Genomic DNA, 17,472 nt, shown 5'->3' on the forward strand with positions numbered 1-17,472 from the left:
GGAAATGGAATCGATGAAATCCCTGGATCCCCAGCTGAAATCCGTGCTGCCCGGCATGCAAGCCCATGGGGCGGAGACCGGCTCGCGCCACGTGAGCCCGATGCTCGCCTGGGCCCTGATCGTGGCGGCGTGGGCAGCCCTGCTGTTCGTCTTCCGCCCCTACGTCGAGATGGTGCTGGTGGCGTGGGAGACCCTGCCGAGCCATGCCCACGGCTACATCGTGCTGCTGGTGGTCGCCTATCTCCTGTGGACCAAGCGACAGCACCTGGCGGCCTCCGTCTGCCGCCCGTCCTGGAAGGGCTTCACGGCGCTGGTGCTGTTGTCGGTGGTGGCGATGGCCGGCGAGCTGGCCTCCGTTGCCGCGGTGGTGCAGTTTGCGCTGGTATTCCTGATCGCCGCCACCGTCTGGGCGGTTGGTGGTGACCAGATGGCCCGGGCGTCGGTCGGCCCCCTCAGCTTCCTGCTGTTTGCCGTCCCGTTCGGCCAGGAGGCGTTGCCTGTCCTGATGAACTGGACGGCGGACGCCACGGTCGTCGCGCTGCGCTACTCCGGTGTGCCGGTGTTCCAGGAGGGCCGCAATTTCGTCATTCCCAGCGGCCGCTGGTCGGTGATCGAGGCCTGTGGCGGCATCCGCTATCTGCTGAGCTCGATCTTCATCGGGGCCGTGTACGCCTACCTCACCTACACGCGCACCTCCAAGCGGGTGCTGTTCATGGTGTGGTCCGTGGTCATGCCCCTGCTGGCCAACTGGCTGCGTGCCTACGTGATCGTGATGGTGGCCCACTGGACCAACAACGAGTGGGGCCTGGGCGTGAGCCACCTGGCCCTTGGCTGGATCATCTTCGGGATCGCCGTGTTCGTCGGCTTTGCGGTGGGAACCCGTTGGCGCGACCCGCTGCCGGCCGCTCCGGGCGGCGTGGCGCCGGCCGGCGGCAGCTCGCTGGCGGTGGCGCTGGCCGCCACCGTGCTGGCGGCGGCCATTCCGCCGGGGGTCGTGGAGGCGGGGCAGGCATTCGCCGCGCGCTCGACCAGCACCGATGAGCCCCGCCTGCGCTTCGACTCCCTGGCCGACCTGGAGCGCGACGACTCGTCGGCCGAAGGCATCCGCCCGAGCTTCCCCGGCGCGCGGGCCGTGCATCAGGCACGCTACAAGACCAAGGGCGGCGACACCGTGGACGTCTTCGTCGCCTACTTCCGCAATCAGGTGCAGGGCGCCGAACTGGTCAACGTGGGCAACAAGGTGGAGCCCACCCACGACTGGAGCTGGTCCACCTCCCGCAAGGTCAGGCGCGACAGCGGCTCGGTGCCGGATGTGCGCCTGGAGGGCTACGTCAAGGGCGGTCGCCACGCGGCGGTCTATGAGGTGTATTGGGTCAACGACACCACCACCACCAGCGATGCGCTCGCCAAGCTCCATGAGGCCATCTCCCGCCTGCGCGGGCGTGGCGACGACTCGGCGGCGATCATCCTGACCATGTACAGTCCGGAAGATCTGGAGTCGGCCCAGGGCAAGACCGAAGCCTTCGCCGCCGAGCGTCTCGACGGCCTGCTGGCGGATCTCCGCCGTACCTCGGGAGCCAGCCAATGAGCACGGTCGCAAAGAACGGGGCGGCGGAGGGCAACGCATGCCTGATGGTCGCCAGCATCTTCACCCCCATCCAGGGCGGGTCGGCGACGGTGTATGCCAACCTGTGCCGCTTCGCGCCGCCGGGCAAGATGGTCGCGCTGGCAACCCGGCGCTATTACCACGACGGCGCCGAGATCGCCGGCTGGCGCGAGCACGACGAGCGCTGTGGCTTCCCGGTCCACCGGCTCGACCTGCTGCGGCCCGAGATGGCGCCGCCTCCGGCCAACAAGCTGGTGTCGGCGTGGCGTTTCCTGACGATCGACATCCCGCTCCGCTTCAGGATCGTCACCACCGTCCATCGCCTCATCCGCCAGCACGGGATCGGCGTGATCTGCATCGGCGAGCTGGTGTCCACCGCCTGGCTGGGCGAGTTCTGCCGGCGTTTCTTCGGCACCCGGATGGTGCTCTACGTGCACGGCGAGGAGATCACCCAGCGCATGGGCGCGGGCTCCTTCGGGCGTCGCCGCGGTGAGCACCTGCGGGGGGCGGACGCGGTGGTCGCGGTCAGCCGCTTCACGCGGCAGGCCCTCATCGAGCAGATGGGGGTGCGACCCGAGCGGATCTGCCTCATCGAGAACGGGGTCGACACCCGGCGCTTCTCGCCGGGGCCCGATGATGCCGGGTTGCGGGCGCGCCTCGGGCTGGCGGGCAAGCGGCTGGTGGTCGCGGTCGGGCGGCTGGTGCCGCGCAAGGGTTTCGACAAGACCATCGCCGGCTGGGCCCAGGTCCAGCGGGCCCATCCCGACGCCCACCTGCTGATCATCGGCGACGGGCCCCAGCGGGCGGAGTTGCAGGCGATGGCCGACGCCTCGCCGGCGGCGGCCTCGATCACCCTCGCCGGCGCCCTCGATGACGCCGATCTGCTGGCCGCCTATCGCAGTGCCAGCCTGTTCGTGATGCCCAACCGGACCATGCCCGACGGCGACACCGAGGGCTTCGGCCTGGTCTTCCTCGAGGCCAACGCCTGCGGCCGGGCGGTTGTCGGCGGGCGGGCGGGCGGCGCCGTCGAGGCGGTGAAGGACGGCGAGAGCGGCCTGCAGGTGAACGGTGAGGATGTCGACGAGATCGCCGGGGCGATCAGCCGCATCCTTGGCGACGACGCCCTGCGCGCCCGGCTCGAGGCCGGCGCCCTCCGGCACGCACAAGCCAACAGCTGGGAGACCCGCGTGGGCATCTTCCAGGATCTGTGCAGCAACTTGCTGCGAACAGGAGAAAAAAATGTCTGAACCGCGCACCTTGCTGGTGATCGCGGGCGAATTTCCGCCTCTCAAGACCATCGGTCGAATCCGCACGGTAAAGTTTGTCGAGCAGCTCCGCCAGCATGGCTGGCGCTCCATCGTGATCACGCTGCAGCCCTCCGGCAACGAGGGCAACTACGACCCGTCCCTGATGGCCGAGATCGCCGACGGGGTGGAGGTCGTGCGCGTGCCGCTGCGTACCAGCGAGGAGAACATCGCCAACGGCGTCAAGCGCCTCCTCGGACGCAAGCCTGCGCCGCCGGCCGCCGTTGCCGCCGGTGCGGCGACGGGCGGCGTGGCGGTGGCCACCCGGGCCGCCCCTGCCGCGGCGACGGGCGGCGGCGGCCTGCTCGACCGGGCCCATGCCACCACGCGCTGGGTGCTGCGCAACCTGGTCGACGTGCCCGACGATTTCCGTCCGTGGGCGAGCGACGCCCTGAAGGTGGCCCGGCGCCTGTGTGCCGAGCGCCACATCGACGCCGTCTACACCACGCTGCCGCCGTTCTCGAGCATGTTCATCGGCCACGCCCTCAAGCGCGAGACCGGCCTGCCCTGGATCGCCGACTACCGCGACCTGTGGTACGGCGACGTGCTGCGGGAGTGGCTGCCCGAGTGGCGCAAGCAGCGCGAACTGCGCATGGAGCGCCGCCTGCTCAAGGAGGCCGACGTGGTTGTCACTGTCTCCGAGCAGAAAACGGCCTACATGCAGCGCCTCCATCCGGACATCAAGGCCCGCTGGGAAACCCTCACCAACGGCTACGACACCGAACTTTACGGCGAAAGGGCGCGTACGCGGCCCTTCTCCGGCGATACCATCGAGTTCGTGTACACCGGCCGCCTGTTCAAGAACCGGCGCGGGTACGCCTTCGCCGAAGCCCTCGGGCGGATCCACCGCACCGATCCCGCGCTGGCCGGCAAGGTGCGGGTGCGCATCCTCGGCGGGCTGGAGCCGGCGATCCGCAGACGCTACGACGAAATCCTCAAGGAATACGGCATCGCGCATCTCTATGATTTTGCGGGTGATGTCGCCTACGCCGAGGCCATGGACGCACAGGTCAACTGCGATTACCTGCTGCTGATCGTCGATACCGGCGAAACCTCCGACGGGGTGATTCCGGGCAAGCTGTTCGAGTACGTCTCGGTCCGCCGCCCGATCTTCGCGCTGTGCGACCCGGGTGCGACCCAGCAGATCATCGAGCGCGCCCGCCTGGGCCGCGCGGTGCCCGCCGAATCGGCCGAGGCCTGCGAGGCGATGCTGCGCGAGTGGCTGGTCCGCCCGGTGCCCGAGAAGGTCGATTCCGACGACGCCTACCTCGCCCAGTTCGACCGCAAGGCGATCACCCAGCGTCTCGCGCGGCTCCTCGACGAAGTCGTCGATGGGCAGCCCGGAAAGGAAAAACGTTGAAGCCTGCCGCACTCAAGCAATGGGCAAAGGACATCGCGGCCCGCACGGTGTGGGCCTACGGGCCCGACGAGCTGATCGCCCGGCTGCGGCGGATCGGCGTGACGCCCGGCGATACCCTGATGGTCCACTCGTCCTGGCTCGCCCACAACGGCTTCAAGGGCAAGCCGGCCGATCTGGTGCGGGCGCTCAAGCGGGCAGTGGGGGAGGAGGGCCTGCTGGTCATGACCTCGATGCCCTACCACAACATGAGTTCGAGCCAGTGGCTGGCCCGTGGCAAGCCCATGAACGTGCTGCGCAGCCCGTCGATGATGGGGCTCGTCAGCGAGGTCTTCCGGCGCAGCGAGAACGTGCGGCGCAGCCTCAGCCCGACCCACCCGCTGCTGGCCTGGGGCGCGGATGCGGACGCCTTCATCGACGGCCACGAGCACACCGACCGGCCCTTCGGGGCTGCCTCGCCGTTTGCCCGGCTGCTGGAGCGCAATGCGCTGCTCCTCGGTTTCGACGCGCCCTTCGACACCTTCACCTACACGCACTTCGTCGAGGACCAGCTCGAGGCGACGCTGCCCTGCGCGCTCTACGAGCCGGCCCTGGTCGACGGCGTGGTGATCGACCGGGAGGGGCGCAGCCGCGTCTGCCCGGTGCGGGTGCTGTCGCCGGAGGCCAACCGCCTGCGTCGCGAGGCGCGGCTCATCGAACACCTCACCCGCAGCGGCGTGCTGCACGGCGGCAGGATCGGCAACACCCGCCTGCGCTGGATCCGGGCCCAGGATCACAGCCGCGAGTCGCGGCGCCTCGTCGAGGCCGGCGGGCATTTCTTCGATGTCCCGAAGGCGGCCGCGGCGGCCTGACCCCAACGAATTCAACGTATCAATCCTCGAAATCTGGAACTTCCCATGAGCATCAGTGCAACCCTCCGCGAGAAGCGCCTCGTCCTCAAGGACTCCCTCGGCATCGGCCTGACCCAGCCGGCCGACAACCGCGTCCACCTCGACGCGGCCATCGACTGGCTCAAGCGCGCCCAGGACGTCACCGGCAATGGCGGCGTGGCCCAGACCTGGCTGGTACGTTCGCGGCGCTGGGCGCCGTCCTACCCGGAGACCACCGGCTACATCATCCCGACCCTGTATCGTTACGCGGCCATCACCGGTGACCAGGACTGCCGCGCCCGCGCCCGCCGCATGGCCGACTGGGAGATCGACATCCAGCTGCCCGGTGGCGGCGTGCTGGCCGGCGCCCTGGGCGACTCCGACAAGCCGACGGTCTTCAACACCGGGCAGGTGATCTTCGGCTGGGTCCGTGCCTTCGAGGAGGAGCGCGACGAGCGTTACCGCGAGGCCGCCGTGCGCGCCTCCACCTGGCTGTGCGACATCATGGACGACGACGGCTGCTGGCGTAAGTTCGGCTCGCCGATGACCGGCAAGGACGTCAACACCTACAACACCCGCTCGGCCTGGAGCCTGGCGCGCACCCACCAGATCACCGGCGAGCAGCGTTTCCTCGACGCCGCGGTGCGCAACTGCGAATGGGCCCTGACCCAGGCCCGCGCCAACGGCTGGCTCGAAACCAACTGCCTGCAGGACAACGCCCAGCCCTTCACCCACACCATCGCCTACGCCATGCGGGGCCTGCTCGAGATCGGCGACTACGCCGGCCGCGACGACTTCCTGGTGGCCGCCCGCAAGATCGGCGACGCGATGATCGCAGCCCTGCCGGCCGACGGCCGCCTGCCCGGCCGTTTCGATGCCAACTGGCAGCCCACCGTCAAGTGGTCCTGCCTCACCGGCGACTGCCAGCTCGGCATCAACTGGGGCCGGCTGTTCCAGATCACGGGTGACGCCCGTTATCGCGACGCCACCACGCGGATCCTCGGTTTCGTCAAGAAGACCCAGCTGCTGGCGGGCAAGGAAGAGGCCACGATCGGCGGCATCAAGGGCTCCCACCCGATCAACGGTGGCTACCATCCGTGGCAATACCCCAACTGGGCGACCAAGTTCTACGCGGACGCGCTGATGATGGACAGCGCCAACCGCAACGGCTCCCGCTACGGCCTGACCGGCGACGCGAGCGCGTCATGACTGGCAAGGTCGCGGAGTCTGTGAAGGGCCGCATGCTGTTCTTCCTGCCCTGGGAGTTCGACATGATCGGCGGCGTCGACGTGGTCGTCGATCGCCTGTGGCGGGAGGTCGAGCGCACGATGCCCGGCCGCTCCCTGATCGGGATCCAGGACTGGAGCTTCGAGGGCGAGAAGGTCGATGCGGGCGGGCGCAAGTTCCTGCACGTCAACTTCCCCGCACCTTCGGGCCCGCAGCCGCTGTCGCCGCGCTATCTGCTGACTGCGGTGCGCCGCCTGCCGACCATGCTGCGCCAGCTCCGCACCTACGACATCCAGGTCGTCAATTTCCATTTTCCGCGGCTCAACGTGTACCCGCTGGCGCTCCTCAAGCGCGCGGGCCTGTGGCAGGGGCGCATCGTGCTGTCCTTCCACGGCTCCGACGTCAAGGAGATCGACCTGGCCAATCCGGCATGGCGGGTGATCGCCAGCCAGACCGACGCCATCACCGCCTGCTCGGCAGCGCTGGCGGAGCGCATCAAGGCCCTCGGGCTGTTCGGCCAGACGCCGGTCCGCGTGGTGCATAACGGGATCGACTGTGCCCACTTCCAGGCCGAATCGGGTGACAGCGGCGTGCCGGCCGGTACACCGTTCATCCTCAACATCGGCAACTACGTGCCCCGCAAGGCCCAGAACGTGCTGATCGAGGCCTTCGCGCGGATTGCCGGGCGTTTCCCCGAGCTCAAGGTGGTGCTGGCCGGGGGCGCCGACGATGGCGCTTGGCAGCCGGGCCTGCGCAAGCTTGCCGTCGAGCTTGGCGTCGCCGAGCGGGTGATCTTCCTCGAGAGCATTCCCCAGCGCCAGGTGGCCGACCTGATGCGCCAGGCGATCTGCATGGCCCACTCGGCCCTCGACGAACCCTTCGGTCTCGTCGTGATCGAGGCGGGGGCCTGCCGCTTGCCGGTTGTGGCGAGCCGCATCGGCGGCATCCCCGAGATCGTGAACTCGCCGGAGTACGGCTGGCTCTACGAGGTCGGCAATCCGGCGGCGCTGGCCGAAGCCCTCGAAGCGGTGCTCGACGACCGCGAGGAGGCGTCCCGGCGGGCCGGCAACCTCCTGCGGCGCGTGCAGGACACCTTCTCCGTCGAGGCGACCGCGGCGCGCTTCCTCGACGCCTGCCTCGCCCGCTGAGCGGCAGGCGGAGCGCCGTCTCCCTGGTGGGCAAACCTGTTCAAGCCCCATTCGTTCATCCTCTTTCGATCCATCCGATGAAGATCCACTGCGTAGTCCTGAACTGGAACGATTGGGCCTCGACGATCCTGTGCGTGAAATCCCTGTTCGATAACGGCGTCGCGGCGGAGCACATCCTGATCGTCGACAACGCGTCCACCGACGGCTCGCCAGCCTGCCTCCGGCGGGAGCTTCCCGAGGTGCCGCTCGCCGTTGCGCCACGCAACCTGGGCTTTGCCGCCGGGATGAATTTCGGGGCCCGCCTCATCCTCGAACGCTGCGACGAGGGCGATGCGATCATCTTCGTCAATAACGATGCGCTGATCGTCAGTGGCATGGCGGCCCTGGAGGCGGCCCTGGCCCGGCCGGACGTGGGCCTCGTCTCGCCGATGATCCTCAACAAGGAACATCCGGAGAACGTGCAATTCCAGGGCTCGGATTACGACTGGAGCCGCGCCGAGATCATCTTCTACGACCAGGCCATGGCGGCCCGCCGGCAGGTGGACGGCCTCATCGATTCCCCCCGGGTCGTGGGGGCGGCGGTGGCGGCGCGTGTCGATTTCATCCGCAAGGTCGGGCTGTTCGACGAATCCCTTTTCATGTATTTCGAGGATGACGACCTGTCGGTGCGCGCCATCCGGGCGGGCTACCGGAACGTCGTGGTCCCCGGCTTCCTGATCGCCCACACGGGCAAGTCGAGCAAGGACGCGCCGCCCCATTACTATTTCTACATGAAGCGCAACAGCCTGTATTTCTGGGGCCGTTATCTGCCCGCCGGCCGCTGGCGTTGGTGCAAGCTGAGAATGCTCGCCGACGGTTTCATGAATGCCTATCAGTGGCGCGCCGATCCCGAGCGGGGAAAGGCCGTGCGGGAGGGCATCCTGTCGGCCCTGCGGGGACGCACCGGTTTCCGCCAGGAACTGCAGCCCGGCCTGCTGGGCGCGCTGCTGTTCCTTAACCCGCGCCTGAGCGCCTGGTGCGCCAGAACCCTCTGCAAGATCGTCAAGAGGCTCACCCCACCAACGGGAGACCTTCAGTGAAGCAGATTGCCTGGGCATCCTTTGATTCCTATGCGTCGTCCATCCTGGCGATCATCTCGGTCGCGGTGGTGGGGCGTCTGGTCGCACCGGACGAGATCGGCGTGTTTTCGACGGCCGCGGTGTTCGTAGGGATGGCAACGCTGCTGCGGGATTTCGGCGTCTCCAACTATCTGGTGCAGACCAAGGAGTGCGACCAGCGGCGCATCGAGACCGCCCTCTTTGTGACCCAGGGCATTGCCACCCTGATCGGGCTGGTGATCGCCCTCGGCGCCTATCCCATCTCCCTGTTCTACAACGAGCCGCGCCTGATCCCGACCCTGCTCGGCCTGGCGTTCAATCTGCTGCTGGTGCCGCGCGTGTCGGTGACGCTCGCGCTGCTGCGGCGGGAGCTGCGGTTCGACCAGGTGGTGTCCGTCAGTTTCTTCATGAACCTGGCCCAGAACGGCGGCGTCATCGTGTTCGCCTGGTGGGGCGCCGGGTACATGAGCATGGTCTATGCGGCCCTGCTGTCGAACGTCGTCGGGCTGGCGCTGGTCCTGCGTCGGCGAGAGTCCCACCGGATGCGCATGGACCGCTCGGTGGTGCGCGAGCTGCTGTCCTTCGGCGCGCTGAGCAGTTCGACCAACATCCTGCGGGATGTCCGCTCCTACCTTAACGAGATCGTCCTCGCCAAGACCCAGGGCATGGCGATGGTGGCCTATCAGTCGAAGGCCCTGTCGGTGATGAACCTCTTCTGGCGCAGCGTGATGCCGGGGGTGTACTCGTTCTCGTTCTCCTACTTTGCCCAGGGCTTCCGTTCGAACGCCGACATCAAGTCCATGTTCCTCGGCGTCAATCAGCGGGTCATGGGGCTCGCCCTGTCGGTGCTCGTGTTCCTGGTCGTCGAGGGCGACGTGCTGATCCTCCTGCTCAACGGCCCGAAATGGGGGCTGTCCGCAGAGGTGGGGCGTCTCGTCCCCGCCCTGTTCCTGCCGGCCTTCCCCCTGCTGGCGCTGATCGGCACCCTGCTCGCGGCGGACGGCAAGATGCGGGAGCTCGTGCTCATCCAGTTCTGGGTGCTGCCCATGAAGCTGCTGGTCGTCTTCAGCCTGATGTACGAGACGCTCAGCGTGTTCCTGCTCGGCAACGTCGCCGTCGAGGTCGTGGTCGAGGCGGGCCTGATGCTGTATTTCGTAAGACGTCTCTACGGCATCGGTTTCTCGGCGATCTACAAGGCCTCGCTGAGCGCCTTCGCCGTTGCCGCCCTGTTCGGCGTGTTCGCGTGGCTGGCGCGGCATTTCCTCGCCGGCGTCATCTCCGTGGATATCCTCCGGCTCTCCATCGAGGCGCCGCTGCTGATCGGCATCTGGCTGGCGCTGGTCAGGCTGTTGCGGCACCCGTTGTCGGCCGATGCGGCGGCCATCTTCGACCGTATCCGCGAGCGCTTCGCCGCGGGCAGGGGGGCATGATGGAGGTGAGCGCCACGCTGCCGGGCATTCCCAGGGTGTCCGTCGTGATGTCCACCTTCAACCGGGCGGAGCTGCTCGGGAAAGCCCTCGATTCCATCCTCGCCCTCGACCCGCCGGTCCACGAGGTCGTGGTGATCGATGACGGCTCCTCCGACCGGACGGCCGAGGTGCTGGCCGGCTTCGGGCCCCGGGTCCGCTTCGAGTGTCGCGCCAACGGGGGCAAGTCGAGCGCCATCAACCGCGCGGTGGCGATCGCCACCGGTGACTGGGTGTGGATCTGCGATGACGACGACGAGGTCGTCCCGGACGCCGTGGGGGTGTTCACCCGCGGGCTTGCCGAGGCGCCCGGGGCCGATTTCGTCTACACCGGCGTGGCCCATCTCATCCGCGACGGGTGCGGCGAGTACCGGCAGGTGCTGCCGGGCGCCGTGCGGCTGCCGCCCTCCGCGGCGCTGGAGGCCAGCCTCTTCGCGGGGCGCTGGATACCCTACCTGCCGTCGGTGATGATCCGCCGCGATCTCTACCTGTCCCTCGGTGGCCTGCGGGAAGACCTGCGGCGCGTCGAGGACGAGGATTTCGCCCTCCGCCTGGCCCACGCCGGGCGCGGCGCCCCCGTCGAGGCGGTGACCTACCTCATCCGCGCCCACGACGGCGAGCGCGGCGCCGGTGCCGGGCAGTTCTCGAACGCCATGCGCGAAGACGTGGACATCACCTTCCTGCGCGCCATCTACGAGAACATCTACCGCAGCTATCCCCTTGACGCTTTCCGCCCGCCCGCGGGCGGCGCGGGCCCGCTGCCGGACCAGCCCGGCCTTTTCCGCCTGATGGTGATGTTCCGGGTCTGCTCCTGGGCCATCGTTCTGGACGAATACCGCCGGCTCCGTGCGGAGTCGCAGGGCGCAGAATGCCTCGGAGCCCTGCAGGATGGCGTCTCCGGACTCATCGACGGCTTCAGCCCCAACAAGGTGCGTGCGCTGTTTGCGTCTCCTTTCGTTGCCGAACTGCTGCGGGACAAACCCTCGCCCCTGCGCGCCGCGCTCGTGCAGGGTATGGCCCGTGGCCTTTACTGGTCGCTGCGGCGGGATCTCCGGCAGCGCGCCTTTGGCGGCCTGGCAGCCAAGGTCTGGCGGATCATCCGGTGCCGCATCGCCGCTTGAGCCCCGGCGGGGCGCTTGCGGCGGCGCCGGGCTGCGCTACCATTGCAGGCTTGCGGATTTTGGAGTTTTGAAGGGTGAACAAAGCCTTCGTCACGGAAAGCGACCAGGACGACGACGACGCGCCGCCGGGCGCTCCGAGCCTGCCGCCGGGCACGCGCAACTACATGACCCGGCGGGGCTTCGAGACCCTCAAGGCCGAACTGGACCAGCTCGTCCGCGACGAGCGGCCGCGGCTCGTCGAAACCGTCCGCTGGGCCGCCTCCAACGGCGACCGCTCCGAAAACGGTGACTACATCTACGGCAAGAAGCGCCTCCGCGAGATCGACCGGCGCATCCGCTTCCTGATCAAGCGGCTCGAGAGCGCCACCGTGGTGACGCCGTCCGAGCAGGAGAACACCGGGCAGGTCTTCTTCGGCGCCACCGTGACAGTGTGCGACGTGGATGGCGCCGACGAGCAGACCTACCAGATCGTCGGCGTCGACGAGGCCAACGCCTCGGAGGGGCGCATCAGCTGGATCGCGCCGCTGTCCCGCGCGCTGCTCAAGGCCCGCGAGGGCGACGTGATCCGCTTCGCCAGCCCGGCCGGGCTGCGCGAGATCGAAGTGCTGGAAATCCGCTACGAGTGACGCGCAGTTGATGGCGGGCTCTTGAAACCGGGCAGGGCGTACCCATATGGGTGACTGTCTTTCGTTTCCTTGGAGTCCGTTTCATGACCGTCGAGCAAGCCGCCGCGCAAACCCTGAACTTCCAGGCCGAAGTGAAGCAACTGCTTCACCTCATGATCCACTCGCTGTACTCCAACCGCGAGATCTTCCTGCGCGAACTGGTTTCCAATGCCTCCGACGCCTGCGACAAGCTGCGCTTCGAGGCCCTCGAGAACGGCGGCCTGTTCGAGGATGACGCCGAGCTCAAGATCCGCGTCGCCTACGACAAGGCCGCCCGCACCCTGACCGTCTCCGACAACGGCATCGGCATGAGCCGCGCCGAGGTCGTCACCAACCTGGGCACCATCGCCAAGTCGGGCACCAAGGAGTTCTTCGGCAAGCTCACCGGCGACCAGAAGAAGGACGCCCACCTGATCGGCCAGTTCGGCGTGGGCTTCTACTCCGCCTTCATCGTGGCCGACAAGGTCACCGTGCGCACCCGCCGCGCTGGCCTTGCCGCCGCCGAGGGCGTGCAATGGACCTGCGCGATGACCGGCGAAACCGCCGGCGAATACACCGTCGAGCCCATCGAGAAGGCCGCCCGTGGCACCGAGATCACCCTGCACCTGCGCGAGGACCAGGACGACCTGCTGGCGTCGTGGAAGCTGCGCTCCATCATCCAGAAGTACTCCGACCACATCCTGCAGCCCATCGTGATGAAGAAGGAGCAGTGGGACGACGAGAAGAAGGAGCAGGTCCTCACCGACGAGGACGAGACCGTCAACAAGGCCAACGCCCTGTGGGCCCGCGCCAAGGCCGACATCACCGACGAGGAATACACCGAGTTCTACAAGCACGTCGGCCACGACTACGAAGAGCCGCTGGCCTGGACCCACAGCAAGGTCGAGGGCCGCCACGAATACACCCAGCTGCTCTATGTGCCGGGCCACGCCCCCTTCGATCTGTGGGACCGCAACGCCCGCCACGGCGTCAAGCTCTATGTGCGCCGCGTGTTCATCATGGACGACGCCGAGAAGCTGATGCCGCTCTACCTTCGCTTCGTGCGCGGCGTCGTCGACTCCAACGACCTGCCGCTCAACGTCTCCCGCGAGATCCTGCAGGAATCCAAGGACATCGACACCCTGCGCGCCGGTTGCACCAAGAAGGTGCTGGGCCTGCTCGAAGACCTCGCCGAGAACCAGAAGGACAAGTACGCCACCTTCTGGAAGGAGTTCGGCAAGGTGCTGAAGGAGGGCGTCGGCGAGGACTTCGCCAACAAGGAGAAGATCGCCGGCCTGCTGCGCTTCGCCTCCACCCTGGCCGACACCGCCGACGAGACCGTGTCGCTGGCCGACTACATCGGCCGCATGAAGGAAGGCCAGGACAAGATCTACTACGTCACCGCCGACAGCTTCAATGCCGCCAGGAACAGCCCGCATCTCGAGATCTTCCGCAAGAAGGGCATCGAGGTGCTGCTGCTGTCCGACCGGGTCGATGAATGGGTGGTCGGCAACCTCACCGAGTTCGACGGCAAGCCGCTGGCCTCCGTCGCCAAGGGCGGCCTCGACCTGGGCAAGCTGGAAGACGAAGCCGAGAAGGCCGCTGTCGAGAAGGAAACCGGCGAGCTGAAGGACCTCCTCGACAAGATGAAGACCAGCCTGGGCGACAAGGTGAAGGAAGTCCGCGTCACCCACCGCCTGACCGATTCGCCGGCCTGCCTGGTGGCCGACGAGCACGAGATGGGGATGAACCTGGCCCGCCTCATGAAGGCCGCCGGCCAGAACATGCCGATCTCCAGGCCCATCCTCGAGATCAACCCCACCCACCCGGTGGTGTTGCGTCTCAAGTACGAGGACAAGCAGTTCGAGGACTGGGCCGCGGTGCTGTTCGATCAGGCCCTGCTGGCCGAGGGCGGCACGCTGGACGACCCGGCAAGCTTCGTGAAGCGCATCAACCAGCTGATGCTGGCGATATCAACCAGCTGATGCTGGCGATGAACGCCAGCTGAGGCGGTGGCATCGGGGGCCGCTGGCCCCCAGGCGCATCAGATGGGGGCGAGCCGCAGGGCGCGCCCCCGTTTTCATTGCTGGTAGATCTGGTAGGCGTCGAGTTTCTTGGCTGGGCGCAGGACGCCGGTGGCCGGGTCGTACATCGACGGCGCCTTGCGGGGCATCATCGAGCTGGTGGCCGAGCGGTTGACGTAGCCGTCGCTCGCCGCCTTCAGGGTGTGGGTGCTGCGGTTGTAGGCGGTGGCCGGCTTGGCGGCCTTGCTGCGGGCGCGCATGCCGGGAAGCGCGGCATCACAGTCGGCATAGATGTTGCCGCTGCGTTTCGAGAGCGCCGCGGGGTCGTTGAAGACATGGGTCTTGCCGGACGCCTCCTGGCGGGTGGCCCGGCCGGCCGAAGCGCCGGACTGGGCGCGCAGCGCGCAGGTGCTGGCGCTCGGGCGCTTGAGGTCTTCCGGCCGCTTGCCGACCTGGGTGGGCGAATAGGCGCCCCCGAAAGGCACCGCCTGGGCACCCAACGGTTTGCCGCCGGGGCCCGCCTTCCCCCGCTCGAGGGCGAAGGCGTGGTGCGCCGGGAAGAGGGCGATGCTGCCCAGCAGCGCCAGGGTGAGGAGTGGTTTGCTCAAGGGAACGCCTCTTTTTTGTGCAAAGCAAAACAACAAAAATACCCCAAAAGGAGAATGGTGACGAGGTAATAGTTTGACGGACGTCAAAGTCGTCGGTGGTTGCCTGGATTGGGCAGTGGGAGTCAGCTAAAGTTGCTGTCCATTACAACTCCAATCCGTATTTCCCCATGGCCGTTCAACTCTTCAACAACGGAACCCACGCCTGTCTCGCCTTTTACGATCTGGTGGATGAGGAGGCCGATCACGCCGTTCAGTGCAACCAGTTCCTGATCGTCGATGGCCAGCACGGCGCGTTGATCGACCCGGGCGGCAACATGACCTATTCGGGGCTGCTGATGGCGATGCAGCGCTTCTTCCCTTCGCGGGACCTGGACTACATCTTCGCCACCCACGCCGACCCCGACATCATCGCGTCCCTCAACAAGTGGATGGTGGCGACCCACTGCAAGGTGCTGATCTCGCGGCTATGGACGCGCTTCGTGCCCCACTTCACGACGGGCAAGGACTACACCCAGCGCATCGTCGGCATCCCCGACGCCGGCATGAACATCCCCCTCGGCGACAGCCGGATCAAGGCCCTGCCGGCGCACTTCATGCATTCCGAGGGCAACTTCCAGTTCTACGACCCGGTGTCCAAGATCCTGTTCTCGGGCGACATGGGGGCGTCCCTGGTGGATCACGACGTGGCGGCCCAGCCGGTGACCAACTTCGACGATCACGTGCTCACCATGATCGGCTTCCACCGCCGCTACATGATCTCCAACAAGATCTGCCGCTTCTGGGTGAACATGGTGCGTCAGCTCGATGTTGAGATGATCGTGCCCCAGCACGGCTGCCGCTTCGAGGGCAAGGCGATGGTCAACCGCTTCCTCGACTGGATCGAGAAGCTGGAGTGCGGCGTCGACCTGATGACCCAGGACAGCTACCGGGCGCCCTGAGCCGGCGCCGGGCCGTCACTGCTTGCGCGACAGGTGGGTGATGGCCCGGGTCAGGCCGTCCAGGCTGAGCGGAAACATCCGCTCGCCGAGGATCTTGCGGATCAGCCCGATCGACTGGCGGTAGTCCCAGGTGCGCTCGGGTTCCGGGTTGAGCCAGGCCAGCGACGGGTAGGCGTCGGCGAGGCGGCGCAGCCACACGGCACCGGGCTCGGTGTTGCTGTATTCGATGGAGCCGTTGGGCTGCATGATCTCGTAGGGGCTCATCGTGGCGTCGCCCACGAAGATCAGCTTGTAGTCGGGCCCGTACTTGTGGATCACGTCGAGGGTGGGGGTCCGCTCCGAGTGGCGGCGGTGGCTGTCCCGCCACACGTGGTCGTACACGCAGTTGTGGAAGTAGAAGTACTCGAGGTGCTTGAACTCGGCCCGGCAGGCCGAGAAGAGCTCCTCGCACACCTTGATGTGGTCGTCCATCGAGCCGCCCACGTCGAAGAAGATCAGCACCTTGACCGCATTGTGGCGCTCGGGGCGCATCAGCAGGTCGAGCCAGCCGGCGTTGCGGGCGGTGGCGGCGATGGTGCCGTCGAGGTCCAGCTCATCGGGCGCGCCCTGCCGCGCGAAGCGGCGCAGCCGGCGCAGCGCCACCTTGATGTTGCGGGTGCCGAGCTCGACGGAATCATCGAGGTTGCGGTATTCCCGCTGGTCCCACACCTTGACCGCCGTGCGGTTGCCCGCCGATTCACCGCCGACCCGGATGCCCTCCGGGTGGTAGCCGCTGTTGCCGAAGGGCGAGGTGCCGCCGGTGCCGACCCACTTGCTGCCGCCCTGGTGGCGGCCCTTCTGCTCGGCGAGGCGTTTCTTGAACTCCTCCATCAGCGTGTCCCAGCCCAGCTTCTCGAGCTTCGCCTTCTCCTCGGGGCTGAGGTGCTTCTGCATCATCGCCTTCAGCCACTCGGCGGGCAGATCAACCTCCAGCCCGGGGATCTGCTCGATGCCCTTGAAGTATTCGCCGAAGGCCTGGTCGAAGCGGTCGAACAGGGATTCGTCCTTGACCAGCGCGCTGCGGCTGAGGAAGTAGAAGTCTTCCATGCTGTGACCGCCGAGGCCGGCCTGCAGCGCTTCGAGCAGGGTCAGGAACTCCTTGGTGGACACCGGCAGCTTGCGGGCCTTGAGGTGCAGGAAGAAGTCGATGAGCATGGCCGCGCGTCAGCGGTTGCGCTGGGCCATGAAGACCAGCCGCTCGAAGAGGTGCATGTCCTGCTCGTTCTTGAGGAGTGCGCCGTGCAGCGGCGGGATGCTGGCCTTCTGGTCGGGCGAGCGCAGCGCCTCGACCGGGATCTCCTCGGCCACCAGCAGCTTGAGCCAGTCGATGAGTTCGGAGGTGGACGGCTTCTTCTTGAGGCCGGGGATCTCGCGCAGGCCGAAGAAAACCTCCAGCGCCTCCTTGAGCAGCGCCTGCTTGATGCCGGGGAAATGCACGTCGACGATGCGCTGCATGGTGTCCCGGTCGGGGAACTTGATGTAGTGGAAGAAGCACCGGCGCAGGAAGGCGTCGGGCAGCTCCTTCTCGTTGTTGGAGGTGATGAAGACGATGGGCCGGTGGCGGGCCCGGATGGTCTCCCGCGTCTCGTACACATGGAACTCCATGCGGTCGAGCTCGCGCAGCAGATCGTTGGGAAACTCGATGTCGGCCTTGTCGATCTCGTCGATCAGCACCACGGTGGGCTCCTCGGCCTCGAAGGCCTGCCACAGGGTGCCCTTGACGATGTAGTTGCCGATGTCCTTGACCTTGTCGTCGCCGAGCTGGGAGTCGCGCAGGCGCGACACCGCGTCGTATTCGTACAGCCCCTGCTGGGCCTTGGTGGTGGATTTGATGTGCCACTGCATGAGCGGCATGCCGAGGGCCGCGGCGACCTCCTCGGCGAGCATGGTCTTGCCGGTACCCGGCTCGCCCTTGATCAGCAGCGGCCGCTGCAGGCGGATGGCGGCATTCACCGCGAGCATCAGGTCGGGGGTGGCGACGTAGTTGTCGGAGCCTTCGAAGCGCATGGGTAATTTCCTTGGCG

15 protein-coding genes are annotated in these 17,472 nt (G+C 67.2%); 12 read left to right on the forward strand and 3 right to left on the reverse strand.

What is annotated here, in order from left to right; genetic code table 11:
• The first annotated feature begins 13 nt into the window (after nt 1–13).
• The 11 genes from xrtA to htpG all read left to right on the forward strand — a co-directional run bounded on the left by xrtA (nt 14) and on the right by htpG (nt 13,824).
• Nucleotides 14–1,588 (forward strand): exosortase A, encoded by a 1,575-nt coding sequence (xrtA, locus tag ACE3OU_RS05160; protein ID WP_374240470.1) that lies wholly within the window; start codon nt 14–16, stop codon nt 1,586–1,588.
• Nucleotides 1,585–2,853, forward strand: coding sequence for a glycosyltransferase family 4 protein (locus tag ACE3OU_RS05165; RefSeq protein ID WP_374240471.1), 1,269 nt, complete (start codon nt 1,585–1,587; stop codon nt 2,851–2,853). Before xrtA ends, ACE3OU_RS05165 begins: the two co-directional genes overlap by 4 nt.
• Nucleotides 2,846–4,270, forward strand: coding sequence for a glycosyltransferase (locus ACE3OU_RS05170; RefSeq protein WP_374240472.1), 1,425 nt, complete (start codon nt 2,846–2,848; stop codon nt 4,268–4,270). Before ACE3OU_RS05165 ends, ACE3OU_RS05170 begins: the two co-directional genes overlap by 8 nt.
• Entirely contained in the window at nt 4,267–5,118 is an 852-nt protein-coding gene (locus tag ACE3OU_RS05175) for an AAC(3) family N-acetyltransferase (RefSeq protein WP_374240473.1), read from the forward strand. Before ACE3OU_RS05170 ends, ACE3OU_RS05175 begins: the two co-directional genes overlap by 4 nt.
• A gap of 45 nt (nt 5,119–5,163) precedes the next feature.
• Nucleotides 5,164–6,345: a hypothetical protein gene (locus tag ACE3OU_RS05180; RefSeq protein ID WP_374240474.1), complete on the forward strand. Its 1,182-nt coding sequence runs from the start codon at nt 5,164–5,166 to the stop codon at nt 6,343–6,345.
• On the forward strand, nt 6,342–7,511 hold the full coding sequence (locus ACE3OU_RS05185) for a glycosyltransferase family 4 protein (RefSeq protein WP_374240475.1): 1,170 nt from the start codon (nt 6,342–6,344) through the stop codon (nt 7,509–7,511). The genes ACE3OU_RS05180 and ACE3OU_RS05185 overlap by 4 nt, the downstream gene beginning before the upstream one ends.
• A gap of 77 nt (nt 7,512–7,588) precedes the next feature.
• Nucleotides 7,589–8,590 (forward strand): glycosyltransferase family 2 protein, encoded by a 1,002-nt coding sequence (locus tag ACE3OU_RS05190; RefSeq protein ID WP_374240476.1) that lies wholly within the window; start codon nt 7,589–7,591, stop codon nt 8,588–8,590.
• A complete protein-coding gene (locus ACE3OU_RS05195) occupies nt 8,587–10,038 on the forward strand; it encodes an oligosaccharide flippase family protein (protein ID WP_374240477.1) in 1,452 nt (483 codons plus the stop codon). Before ACE3OU_RS05190 ends, ACE3OU_RS05195 begins: the two co-directional genes overlap by 4 nt.
• The gene (locus ACE3OU_RS05200) at nt 10,035–11,195 is read left to right on the forward strand and encodes a glycosyltransferase family 2 protein (RefSeq protein ID WP_374240478.1); all 1,161 of its coding nucleotides are present in this window, start codon (nt 10,035–10,037) and stop codon (nt 11,193–11,195) included. Before ACE3OU_RS05195 ends, ACE3OU_RS05200 begins: the two co-directional genes overlap by 4 nt.
• Before the next feature lie 74 nt (nt 11,196–11,269).
• Nucleotides 11,270–11,821, forward strand: a complete 552-nt coding sequence (gene greB, locus ACE3OU_RS05205; protein WP_374240479.1) for a transcription elongation factor GreB — start codon at nt 11,270–11,272, stop codon at nt 11,819–11,821.
• An 83-nt stretch (nt 11,822–11,904) separates the two neighbouring features.
• Entirely contained in the window at nt 11,905–13,824 is a 1,920-nt protein-coding gene (gene htpG / locus ACE3OU_RS05210) for a molecular chaperone HtpG (RefSeq protein ID WP_374240480.1), read from the forward strand.
• A gap of 95 nt (nt 13,825–13,919) precedes the next feature.
• Here htpG and ACE3OU_RS05215 read toward each other — a convergent pair whose 3' ends face one another.
• The gene (locus ACE3OU_RS05215; RefSeq protein ID WP_374240481.1) at nt 13,920–14,471 is read right to left on the reverse strand and encodes a hypothetical protein; all 552 of its coding nucleotides are present in this window, start codon (nt 14,469–14,471) and stop codon (nt 13,920–13,922) included.
• 167 nt (nt 14,472–14,638) lie between these two features.
• Here ACE3OU_RS05215 and ACE3OU_RS05220 point away from each other — a divergent pair, with 167 nt between their 5' ends.
• The gene (locus tag ACE3OU_RS05220; RefSeq protein WP_374240482.1) at nt 14,639–15,409 is read left to right on the forward strand and encodes an MBL fold metallo-hydrolase; all 771 of its coding nucleotides are present in this window, start codon (nt 14,639–14,641) and stop codon (nt 15,407–15,409) included.
• A gap of 15 nt (nt 15,410–15,424) precedes the next feature.
• Here ACE3OU_RS05220 and ACE3OU_RS05225 read toward each other — a convergent pair whose 3' ends face one another.
• Nucleotides 15,425–16,603, reverse strand: coding sequence for a VWA domain-containing protein (locus tag ACE3OU_RS05225; RefSeq protein WP_374240483.1), 1,179 nt, complete (start codon nt 16,601–16,603; stop codon nt 15,425–15,427).
• Nucleotides 16,604–16,612: 9 nt separating this feature from the next.
• Nucleotides 16,613–17,455 (reverse strand): AAA family ATPase, encoded by an 843-nt coding sequence (locus ACE3OU_RS05230; RefSeq protein WP_374240484.1) that lies wholly within the window; start codon nt 17,453–17,455, stop codon nt 16,613–16,615.
• Nucleotides 17,456–17,472 lie beyond the last annotated feature (17 nt).

It is taken from the genome of Zoogloea sp. (assembly GCF_041908905.1).
Lineage (GTDB): Bacteria > Pseudomonadota > Gammaproteobacteria > Burkholderiales > Rhodocyclaceae > Zoogloea.